The organism is Treponema primitia ZAS-1, from assembly GCF_000297095.1.
Classification (GTDB): Bacteria; Spirochaetota; Spirochaetia; order Treponematales; family Breznakiellaceae; genus Termitinema; species Termitinema primitia_A.
The window spans coordinates 1-11,404 of sequence record NZ_AEEA01000192.1 but is presented as its reverse complement, the minus strand read 5'-3'; the positions used below and the strand labels follow the sequence as shown (position 1 = coordinate 11,404).

At 55.5% G+C, this 11,404-nt stretch carries 7 protein-coding genes; 1 reads left to right on the top strand and 6 read right to left on the bottom strand.

All coding sequences use genetic code 11. The features are described from left to right. Positions 1-48: 48 nt before the first annotated feature. The 6 genes from TPRIMZ1_RS0117995 to TPRIMZ1_RS0117970 form a co-directional block, all read right to left on the bottom strand. Positions 49-1,101, bottom strand: coding sequence for a lipoprotein (locus TPRIMZ1_RS0117995; protein WP_010263980.1), 1,053 nt, complete (start codon positions 1,099-1,101; stop codon positions 49-51). Positions 1,102-1,127: 26 nt separating this feature from the next. Next, positions 1,128-1,796: a FecR family protein gene (locus TPRIMZ1_RS0117990; protein ID WP_010263978.1), complete on the bottom strand. Its 669-nt coding sequence runs from the start codon at positions 1,794-1,796 to the stop codon at positions 1,128-1,130. Between the two features lie 21 nt (positions 1,797-1,817). Next, positions 1,818-3,017: a hypothetical protein gene (locus TPRIMZ1_RS0117985; protein ID WP_010263977.1), complete on the bottom strand. Its 1,200-nt coding sequence runs from the start codon at positions 3,015-3,017 to the stop codon at positions 1,818-1,820. Continuing rightward, complete coding sequence (locus TPRIMZ1_RS19550; RefSeq protein ID WP_010263975.1) at positions 3,014-3,655, bottom strand: hypothetical protein; 642 nt, start codon at positions 3,653-3,655, stop codon at positions 3,014-3,016. Before TPRIMZ1_RS19550 ends, TPRIMZ1_RS0117985 begins: the two co-directional genes overlap by 4 nt. A 212-nt stretch (positions 3,656-3,867) precedes the next feature. After that, entirely contained in the window at positions 3,868-7,842 is a 3,975-nt protein-coding gene (locus TPRIMZ1_RS0117975) for a beta strand repeat-containing protein (RefSeq protein WP_010263973.1), read from the bottom strand. A 99-nt stretch (positions 7,843-7,941) separates the two neighbouring features. After that, a complete protein-coding gene (locus tag TPRIMZ1_RS0117970) occupies positions 7,942-10,179 on the bottom strand; it encodes a hypothetical protein (protein ID WP_010263971.1) in 2,238 nt (745 codons plus the stop codon). Positions 10,180-10,316: 137 nt separating this feature from the next. Between TPRIMZ1_RS0117970 and TPRIMZ1_RS0117965 the strand changes: the two genes are divergently transcribed. Continuing rightward, positions 10,317-10,904 (top strand): DUF4398 domain-containing protein, encoded by a 588-nt coding sequence (locus TPRIMZ1_RS0117965; protein ID WP_010263968.1) that lies wholly within the window; start codon positions 10,317-10,319, stop codon positions 10,902-10,904. The last annotated feature ends 500 nt before the right edge of the window (positions 10,905-11,404 follow it).

The following is an 11,404-nucleotide window of genomic DNA, read 5'->3' as shown; positions in this document are numbered from 1 at the left end:
TTGTGTGCTTTCGGAAACCCAATCAGCGCATGGCTTCACCGGGAACGTTCAATCTACACTAAAGGTAAGAACCTTCGAATACGCCACCTGTGTCGGCAGAGTAATCTGCAGCATCACCTGATGCTCTCCCAGGGTAAATTCCGAACCGGCAACACTATAGGTGGCCGCCTCGGATATGAGGCGCCCGTCCTGATACCACTGATACAGTGCGCCGGGAAAATCATTGGTGTCAACGGATAGGCTTAGAGTGTCCGTAAGCCAGGAAAGTGTCGCGCCATCCGTTATGCCGGTTAGGGTTATAGTTTCATCCGCCGGGCCGGTAAATGTAATGGCTATCAGCCCTATGCCAAATGGTGCATCAGGATCTATCGTAGGATATCCTGTATCAGGATCATCTGTACCTGGATCGGATGTATCAGGGTCTGTATCAGGGTCTGTATCGGATTCGGTACCAAGCAGTACGGTCACGGTATAAGGCTGGATCGTGCCGTCCCCCGCTGTTACACTGTATATCACGGGGTTGGTAAAATCCTGGGGCGTTCCTGCCGCCGGGCTTATGGACACTCCGGTGTGGGTAATAGCAGTAACCATGCCGGTTATATCCGTCCCATAGGGCGCCGTAACGAGAACGGTCTTGGCAGCCTCATCTACGATCCCGGGTATCTCAACCGGGCTGGTAATGGCAAAGGCCGTTATTGCCTTGGAAATAAAGGAATCCTTCACCGCCATGACAATACTCACCGATTTTGATCCCGCACTAACGGTAACGGTTTCGTTACCTTCCCCCGCAAGGAGTCCATCGGCGGTATATGCCTTGGTCGCAATATTCCATTCACCCAGGCTTACCAACAGGCTGATCGAAGATACCCCGGGTGCAATGGTCTTTTCGATTGTCTGCCCCGCTCCGGTAAGGGTAAACTCGTATCGGAATTGATCGGTAAGCGAGGAAGGCAAGGCGGCTCTTCCCGAACGGAAACTGCCATCCCCCACGAGGATAGTTACGTTCCCCTTCCCCACAGGAGTATCCGGTCCAATTAAAAAATCGCAGGAAACCGCCAGTAATCCTATTACCAGGGAACATACCAACATCGTTTTTTTCATATCCATACCCCCTTGCCTGTGCCGCGCTACCATTTTGTACCGAGAATAAGAGAACCCAAGGACGGCGCCTCAGTCTTTGGGGCTTCCGCTTCTGTTCTGGTCACCCCGGCCGGTATGGATGGCGTTATTTCTTCCCGCACTATCACTGCCACAATAGGGGTTCTCCCGGTGATCGGATCCGTAGTAACCTGCTGCCCGGCGCCAACATACACCGCCGTATTGTCACCCCCGGTAAGGTGTACCCGTCCGTCGCTCACCTTCAAACTGGTTCCGTCAAATTCGAAGTCGGTTCCCCGTACCGAGGCGGTAACCGAAGGGGCCCGGACGGCAAAATCGGTCTTTCCGCCCGAAGGGGGATTCACCGTGGCCTGTATTCTTCCGGTCTGCATGGTCAGGGTTACCTTTTCATTTCCCGCAATTTCCTGTATCTCCTGCAGGGTAAGCCGGGTTAGGGGCTTCACCGTTAAAACCGAATTCCCCAGGGCAATGAGGGCGGTTCCCTTAAACCCCGTGGAAATCATGGACGCCTGTTCTAACGTCTGGCCTTCCACCGCCGGTATCCAGTCCGCCCCGGGCTGCTTTATCTCCACATTTCCCGTAAGCTCCCGGATATATCCCCGGGATTCCCCCCCGTTCTGCGCCCAAAGGCCCGCGATAACGCAGAGAAACCACAAACCCGCAATACCCTGTTTCATATCAACCTCCGCACATTCCTACTAGAACGAAACCATAACTCCCATAGAAGCCTTCCACCGCAGTCCCGCGCCGGAAACAAAGGCCCCTCCCCATTCCGGAAAAAACACACCGCCCCCCGCCGTTAAGCGAAGCGCCGATTGGGGCGCCCATGCCAGGGAGCCGAACAGCTCCCCCCCAAGAAACCGGGAATCCGAATCGGGGTCCAGATCCTTATCCCCCAGGGTTTCTACATCGGTCCTGACAAAATAACCCGTCCCTGCCTCGGCGCTCAATGTTTTATGCAGCCGCGCCGTATAGGCCGCCTTGAGGTACATCAGCCCCGTTAAACCGGGACTGAAAATTTCCCCAACCGCAATACGGTTAACCGGAAGATAGGGTCCGATAGTATCATTCATGCGCCCGCTTGACCAGCGCAGCTGCAGGGCAAGCAGATCCTGCAGCGCCGTGGGCAGTTCCCAGTCCGCCCCTGCTAAGGCGGAAAAGCCCATCCGAAGATCCGTATCCTCCACGAATTCTGTAACCGCAGCAAAACTCAGATGCAGAAATTCCACAGGATCCGTGCGGTAGTAAAACTCCAGGTATTGGCTGTGCAGAAAATTTTCATCCTCATCGTTCACATCAAATTGGGCTGCCAGATTCAGCCCCAGGGAAGACCGGGGGGTAAAATCGGGAAATTCCGCCGTTATCGGGATAAAAACACGCCGGGAAGCAAAGTAGGTTTTCAAATCACCGTAATCCAATTCCCTATTGTATAGTTCCGAATCATGGTTTGTTATAAAAATCTTCGCCCTATCTTTGTACAAAAATCCCGTATAAAAGGCCCCCAGAGAAAGCCGCGCCCTCCCCAGGCTTAGGGAGCCCTGAAGCCCGTCGAACAGTCCCGCTGCGACAAGACCCACGCCGTCCATAAACTGCTGCCGCCCCAGTTGAAAAAATGTACTGGGAACCGGCCGCCAGTTCAATTCCGTACGATCCAGTTCAACCACGACGGGGTTTATCCCGTCATCGGTATATTCCAATTGTGCCGCCGCGGACACATAGAGACTGAGGGTGGGGCTGAAGAGCGCCGAAACCCAGGGGGACAGGGCCCCGGTAAGGGTAAATGGCGTATCCCCATCTGAATTGTATTCCGGCGCTGCGCTGAGCACCACCCCAAAATCCGCCCCAAACCCGGTATAGGCGCAGATGATGAGGAGCAAGCCGGCCTTTAGTATCCTCATTCTTGTATCCCATCCGCCTTCCGGGCCGCCTCGATCTGGGCCGCTTCTGCCGCAACCCTTGCCTGCCGCGCCGCTTCCACTGCCCGGGCGGCTTCTACATCGGTTCCAAGGTAATTCAGTACCCGCTCCGTTATCTGCATAAGCTGCAAGCCGCTCACCGGCATAGCGGGATCGCTCGGTTCCGGAACCAGCCGCATATACTTCAATTCCCGGTAGCTGTAACGGGGGCTCGGAAAAAGGGCATATAAAAAGCTCCCCTTTAGGTTGAAGGATTTCATAATGAGGAAACATAATTCACCCAGCTTTATGGGGGCATTCCCGGAACCGGCGGCTGCGGGGGAAACCCCCTTAGGCAGGAAACCGTTATTCGCCGCAAACCCAAGGGCATTCAGCTCCCCGGCTTGGCCTCCCGGGGCATCCGCCGGAAGCAGCTCCGCCGCCGCCAGGACAAAACCCGCGGCCTGGGCAAAGCTCAGCTCCCCGGTCCCGAGGATTACATCAATTTCGGACGCGGTTTGGGCATGGAGAAACCCACCGCCCATAAACACCAGGAGGGCCATCAGAAGCGCCTTCCCAAACGCCGGTTTACGGGGATGGGCAAATAATTCTATATACCATAATGAATTACGTAAAATCATCCGCCGTTTTCCCTACCCTTGTATTGCAATTCAGAGAACATCTTCCGCCAACCCTCGTTACCATAAAATATACCATTGCTTCAAAAAAAACTACATTTTATTTTGAAACAAATATTCCCCTTGGACGGAATAACCGGGACCTCACGGACTAGCTGTAACGTTACATTACCGCATTTGTCCGTGATGCCCGATAGAAAGGCGTCGCGCTCCGGTTATAGGACGATTTGTCCGGATGTACCTATTTTTCCGGCTACACCGTTTAACAAGAAACGATCGTAGTAGGCAGCTATGAAACCACTACTTAGTGGTTCTGCCAGGACTTGGTTAGTCGCTGAGGGAGCTTGGGGATCGAGATTTGCCACGATTGTTCCGGAAGGTGAAGTCAAAGCTCCGCTGAGGGTGAGGTACTTGGGAGGGGAAGCGGTATTATCAAAGTATACTTTATTGTCGGTAGCCACTATCGCATTGCCTTCCATCGCGAAGGTACAAAAGGAAGTACTACTAGACAAATACACTCCAAAGCCTTTTTGTGAATCACTACCAGAGACAACACTATTACCCTCAATTTTCGCGGAACCCTTCATACTAAATGCGTTCTGTACATATACTCCGCCGCCTTCGTCCGTGGCTTTATTCCCGGTAATCTCGGCTGAACCGTCCATGATAAACGGAGCAGAAACAGTACCATCAACCACTACCCCGCCGCCTCTGCCGGCGGTTGCCTCATTCCCAATAATTTTAGCATTACCCGACATGGTAAACGTGCCGCCGGTGGTGATATTAGCGGTGGTGAAGTACCCCCCGCCACCTGCAGCTGCGGTATTTTTTTTATCGTCCGTGCTGCCTCCTATGATTCCACCTGTCATCGTAAACACGGGGGTGGTGGACAGCGGCGTGTCTCCGGAAACAACATACACCCCGCCGCCGACACTATTAGGACTGGTTGCGGTATTCCCGGCAATTTCGGCAGTACCCGACATGGTAAACGTGCCGTAGTGGTAAGTGCCGCTGTAGTAAGTGCCGGCTACATACACCCCCCCGCCATTGCTGGTGGTGCTGTTGTTACTGATGGTTCCGCCGCTCATGATGAAGTTTCCGCCGGTTTCACTGGTTCCACCGTCCGCGACATACACCCCGCCGCCACCGCCAGTTGCGGTATTCCCGGCAATTTTGGCAGTACCCGACATGGTAAACGTGCCGCCGGAACCACCCAAATACACCCCGCCACCTGAGGCTGCGGTATTTTTTTTATCGTCCGTGCTGCCTCCTATGATTCCACCCGTCATCGTAAACCCGGTGTTGGGCGTGGCGCTGGCAACAACAGCCACCCCTCCGCCATTACCGGCGGTGCTGTTGTGGAAGATGGTCCCATCCTCCATAGTAAAGGTTCCTTCGGTATTGACAAACACCCCCCCGCCATCGCCGGTGCCGATGGTGCTGTTGTCACTGATGGTCCCGCCGCTCATAGTGAAGTTTCCGCCGGTTCCAGCGAATGCGCCGGCCGCGACATATACTCCCCCGCCGCTGCCGCTGCCGGTGCCGGTGACGCTATTGTTAGTGATGTTCCCACCGCTCATGGTGAAGGTTCCAACTGTTCCACTGGTTCCACCGGACGCGACATATACTCCCCCGCCGTTGCTGTTGTCGGGGACGCTGTTGTAAGTGATGTTCCCGCCGCTCATGGTGAAGGTTCCGCTGGATGTGCCGCCCGCGACATACACTCCTCCCCCCTCGTCCATGTTGTTGAGGGCGATGTTGTAAGTGATGTCCCCGCCGTCCATGTTGAAGGTTCCGCCGTTAAAAACATATACCCCCTGGCCGAGGTTGGCGGTGTTGCCGCTGATGGTCCCGCCGCTCATATTGAAGACTCCGCCATCCGCGACATACACTCCCCCCCCCTTTTGGGTGGTGCTGTTGCCGCTGATGGTTCCGTCTTCCATAGTGAAGGTTCCGTCGGCTACGTACACCCCGCCGCCTGTAAGAGTTGCAGTACTATTATCTCTTAATAGTACCTTATCGCTGGTCATCTCGAAGGTTCCTCCATCTACTTTTATGAGGGGGCTTTGGGCATCGGATATAGTAGGCCCGTTCCCGGAAAGGGTCAGCGTGCCGGTATCATCGCCGCCGCCCAGGATCAGGGTCCCGTCCTCTACCGTGAAGATGGGGTTGGTATAGGGTAAACTGTCTGCCCGCTTGATGGTCCGGTTCGAGGAATCCGCCATGAGTGTTATTGTCTTGTCAACGTTAAGCACAATAACTGGGTCGGCGGAGGCGAGGGTAAAATCATTCCTGAGGATGATGGTAGCTTCGGTAACTGCGGTATTGTCAGCGACGGCAGTGATGGCGGCATCAAGTTGAGCCCAGGTCGTTATCTCTACCCAGGCGGCGCCGGTGTCGCCCAGGCTGCCCGCACCGGCCGGTTCGGTGTAAATCCACGTCGTGCCATCGTATTCGGCGTACAGCTTGGTTCCGGGCTCGCAATCAAGGTTCAGGAAATTAGATGACCCCCCCACATATATTGCGTTGCCGCTGTTGATGGGAGTAGTGCTGTTTGCGAAACCGACAGCGACGGCGACGGTATCACCGTAAATGGTTCCGCCGGTCTTTTTGAAAGTTGAACCAAGTTGGTCTGCTAGGTACACCCCGCCGCCGCTGCCGCTGGTGTTTATGTTATTTTGCAGCGTCACATTATTGCCAAGGGTAAATTTCCCGCCGTTAACCTTTACGAGTGCGTCGGTGGCGGTTCTGTTGAAGGGGGCGCTTCCTCCCCCGTCCAGTACAAACGGCGTAGTGCTGCTACCCAGTAGTTCCAGCGTCGCGTTTGATTCCACGGTGATAAGGCTTCCCAAGCCGCTGGCGCCCCGGCTTATGGTCCGAGTCCCGCCGCTGCCGCCGGAAATGAGTTTTACATGTTTCCCGGTGGGAATAGTTATCAATTCACCAGACGCAGTCAACGATAAATCTGTAAGCAAGGTAATGGTATCCAAGTCGGATGCGGATGTCCCGGTGGAATTGTCTATCGCTTTCTGAAGGGTCCCATAAAAAATACCGCCATCCGCCGCCCGGTGCGCTTCTATGCCGCTGATTGTTACCGGGGGAATCGCTATTCCGTTTATTCCGGTTTCCGGGATGCTTAATTCGTTTCCCGCTGCTATTCCATAAACCCCGGTCAAACCACCGACGCTCAGGCTGCACTCCAGCTTGAAATAGACAACCCCCACTTCAACCAGAACCCTCATAGTCCAGGAACCGCCGCTTACCGTAACCGTACTCGGGAAGGTAGGAACCTGTTCCGTATATGCTTCATCGGCGTAGGCGCGTATGGTTGTCCCGGTCAAGGTCATGCCGGGACCAGGGGTAATTGTTCCAACCGTCCCCGAAAGGATCTTCCTGCTCACAAAAACCGCATCGGTAAAGTTAAATTCCGCTGCGGTGGTCAGGCCGGGATAGATATGGGCCACCTCAGACCGGCCCGCGTCCTTGCCGTCCTTTTCCAGCAGGACAGACACCGTATAGTATCCTGAAGGAAGCTCTTGTGTATCGGTTACCACGTCACCCGCCGATACCGGCGTTCCGAGCTGTTTCAGCGCCACCTCGACCGGGGGAATATCTCCCGTTGTCTTTGTGAGTATCAGTGTTGCCTTTTCATAATCGCCCAGGGTGGGGAGTACAATACGCCAGCTAAAGGTCCCCGTTGTTATGCCGTCAATTTCAAGCGGAACAAGGGACGCCGAATAATCCGTAATGACCCCCGCCGTAACCGTAACAGAAACAGGCGCTGCGATCTTCCCTGCAAGGGTATAGTTCGGCTTGTCCCCGACATAGGCGTCAATCGTTAAAGTCCAGACCCCGGGGTCCAGATCCACCCCGTATCCGATCCCGGTTAAACCGCTTATATCAGACGCAGCGGTAAGTTCCGCCGTAACGGCCGTTTTTCCTGCGGCGCTAAAGGTGAGGGTATACTTGGTAAACACCGGCGTGAGGGGCAGAATGGTCCGCCCCGGCAGTCTATCCCCAAGCTGTACCACCACCCGCCCCATTCCCGGGGAAAGATCGGCTCCCGGATTATGGGATTTCTCTTGAAAGGGGTTAGGGCAAGCGGTTACCATCATCAAGGTAAGCAAAAAAAGAAAAGGGAGGATTTTTCCTGCGCCATTCGAGTTTTTATCATCATACCGCTTTTTCATCTTTGATTACCCCACATTTAAGGGACGTTTTCCGCCAACCCTCTCTATTATAAGGTATACCATTACTTCGAAAAAAACTACTTTTTCAATAAATAAATACTACGAATCCCCCAGCCCAAAAAACTCTTCCCGTTCACCGCCGCCCTGATCCACCATGGCGCCCATAAGGCGCCAGGCGCCCCCCAGCTTTTGGGCGATCCGACTGCTCACCAGGATGCGGGTTTTATACCGGGAGCAGAGCTTGGAGAAGATCCGGGCGGAGACCACCGCATGGCCCGAGGCGGTATAGCCCGCAGCGGGGGACCAGGAGAAGCTGCATTCCCCCGCGTCGATGGCAAAGCGCCAGGAGGCGGCTTGGGGGGCGTTTTTCAGAATATCCAAGACCAATTCTGCGGCGCGGATACTTTCACCGTCATCGGGGAGTATGGTCTTCATCTTCTTCATGGCCTGCCGTTCCAGGGGAGAACCGAAGGCGAAAACTACCAGGTCTCCCTCAAGGCCGGTCATAACCGCCCCGGCCTTGCTGAAAAGGCGGAAAGCCTCTTCCCAAAATGCCGCCGCCGCCTTGGCGGATTCCTGGGGGCTGCTCCGATTTTCTATACCATTCAGGCTGCCGTCCCGGATCGCCACAATGGCTGCCTTGGCGCTGCAGGTTTCCGATGGAAGGGGCCGTCCCGCACGGATGAGGCGGCGCAGATAGGGGCCGGCCATACGGGAGCCATAGGCCCGGCGAAGACGGTTCGTGGAACGGTATTTTACCAGGAGGGCAAAGGAAAAGGACACCAGAACCCCGGCAGCAGCGGCGCTTAGGGGGATGAGGGGGTCCATCCAGTAGGCCCGGAGGACAAAACTATAGGAAAAAATCACGCCCAGAACCGCGGCCAGGAGAAGACCGGCGCCCAGGGAAATCCAGGGACCCAGGAGGCTTATACCCGCCAGGATGACCAGGATACCGATAAGGGACCAGCGCAGGGTATCCTGGTCTTGTCCGGGGATAATCGTCCGTTGTGTAAGGAGGGTATTGGCCAGAATGGCGGAATTTTCAAGGGCCGAATCCGGAGGGCCGAGGATGCAGAATGAATTGGACAATTCAAGTTCCAGGAAAGCCCGTTTTTCCAAAAGTTCAGCATAGCTTTCCCGCAAATTCCGGAAGCTCAGGATCAGCTCATTCCGCAAAGCGGTGATCCGCCGTATACCCTCCACCCCCAGGGATTCGGAGGCGATCATCCTTTCGTAGCCATCCACCAGGCTCGTCTCCGAAGGGCCGTTAAAAAAATCATCCAGGGACTGGAAGTACCCTGCCCGTGCGTCAAGCCAGCGGGTTTTTCTATCCTGGTCCGGCTCCCGCAAAAGCTCCTCCCAGAGGTTCCGGGCGTATCCATAGAGATTGCCGGGGTAGGACTCCGGATCAAGCCCCGCATAGATGCCCTGGCTTTCGGCGTTTGATAAAAGCCGGAAGAGTTCCCGGTCCGCCTCCTCGTACTCCAGAAAGGCCGCCAGGGGGATACGCCGGAAATCCCCCTCCGTAAGGGGAACAAAGAGCAGCGCCCCCTGGTCATCGCTTGGGAAGGAAAACTCCGCCGGAAGCCGGTCTTTAAGGGCGGCATATACCAGATGCTCCCGAACCGCTTCCCCCTGCCCTATGGACGGGACAACACGCCGTATCTTGCCGTCCCCGTCCGCCTGGGTATTATAGTACCCTTCCCCTGCAGCGCCGGGAACCCACACCCTGCCGAAAACGGCGGAAGCCCGTTCCAGGGGGCTCCTGTCGGACCTATCGGAAGGGAACAGCGCCCGGAGCAGCCGTTCCTTCCCCCGCCCGGTGATGCTTATCAGCTCCCCCACATAGCGATCCGCCTCCGCGGGCAGTATAAACCCCAGGCGTATGGCTTCAAACAGGTTCCGGATATTCCGTTCCACCAGGTTAAATTCCCCGTCAAACCGGGAGCGGAGTTCATCCGGAGCCGCAAACCGAAGGTCCGTACCCCCGGGAAAGGGGCCGGCCGAAACCGGCGTCTGGATGACCAGGGACCCGGTATTCATCTCCGTCATGGTCATCAATACCGAAACAAGCGATGCCGGTTCGATAAAATCTTCCGGAAGGGCGGCATCGCCATTGGCGGACTCGGGAAGTACAGGCTGGGGCAGCCGGGTCTCAACAAGGAGCAGCTCCCCGGATACCGGGACAGGTTCAACATATTGCAGAAGATAATCATAATGGGGACCCAGACGCGGCCCCTTGAGGACATGAAAAGACAGGGCCAGCACCGCGGCGGCCGAGAAAAATGAAAGGGCAAACCGGATCAGGGCCTTTTTTTTAGAAATATATACCGCCATACTCACCTTTATTTTCGAAATTATACCGATAATATTAAGGATTTTCTATTACTTGCATATACCTCCCGGTATGATTTAGAATAAGCATATCTAAAGCATACCTTAAAAGGGGTATACGATATTTCAGGAGGATTAAATTGAACAACAAGAGAATACCCTTTATTCTGATGACCGTACTTGCCCTGTCGGCGCTTCTGAGCGCCTGCGCCAAGCCCCCCACGGTAGAGATGGATAATGCCGCAGCGGCCCTTACCCGGGCGGAAAACGATCCCGACGCCGTAGCCTACGGAAGCCCCTCGATAATTCGCGCCCGGGACGCCCTGGCAAATATGAAGTCCGAAGCGGCGGCAAAACGGTACGATGCGGCCAAAACCTACGCCCAGGAAGTGATAAACGCAGCGGAACGGGCCATATCGGACGGTAAAGCCGGGGCTCAGCGGGCCCGGGACGAGGCGTCTAACCTGCTAACCGGCGTACGGGCCAGTCTTGGGGAAACCCAAAAGAACATTGATGCCGCCAAGGGTGTAAAAAACATCCAACTGGACTTTGATTCCATTGATGGGGACTTTGGCACCGCGAAAACCCAGACGGATCAAGCCCAAACCGCCCTTAACACCGGAGATTACCCGGGCAGCACTTCAAAAAGCCAGTCCGCCCGCTCTCTTCTGGGAAATATCAATACCAAGATTACCCAGGCTAGCATAGCGACTTCCCGGAAAAAATAGGGATAACCACTGGCGCCGAACATATCGGAAAAACGCCGGTGGGGGTGGGGAATCCCCACTGCGGGATGCCTGTTGAGTCTGCCTATGGAGCCCCCTGCGGGGTCTCCTCCGGCAGGGAATTCCAGAATATCCCGCAGCGTGGCTCCCCCACCCCCACCGGCGCCTGTACGATCGGCCTGTGTTTGGGCGCTTAACTAAGTTTGGGCCTATCGCCCGGGAGCCGGAACCACCTACCTAAGTTTGGCGCATTGCCCAGGAGCCGAAACCACCTACCTAAGTTTGGCGCATTGCCCGGGAGCCGGAGCCACCTACCTAAGTTTGGCGCATCACCCGGGAGCCGGAACCACCTAACTAAGTGTCGGCGTATTGCCCTGGAGCCGGAGCCACCTAACTACGTTTGGCGTATTGTTTAGGAACGGAAGCTGCTTAACTAAGTTTGGCGCATTGTTTAAGGGCGAAAATTGCCTAACTAAGTTTGGGCGTGGTGGCTAATTCACAAC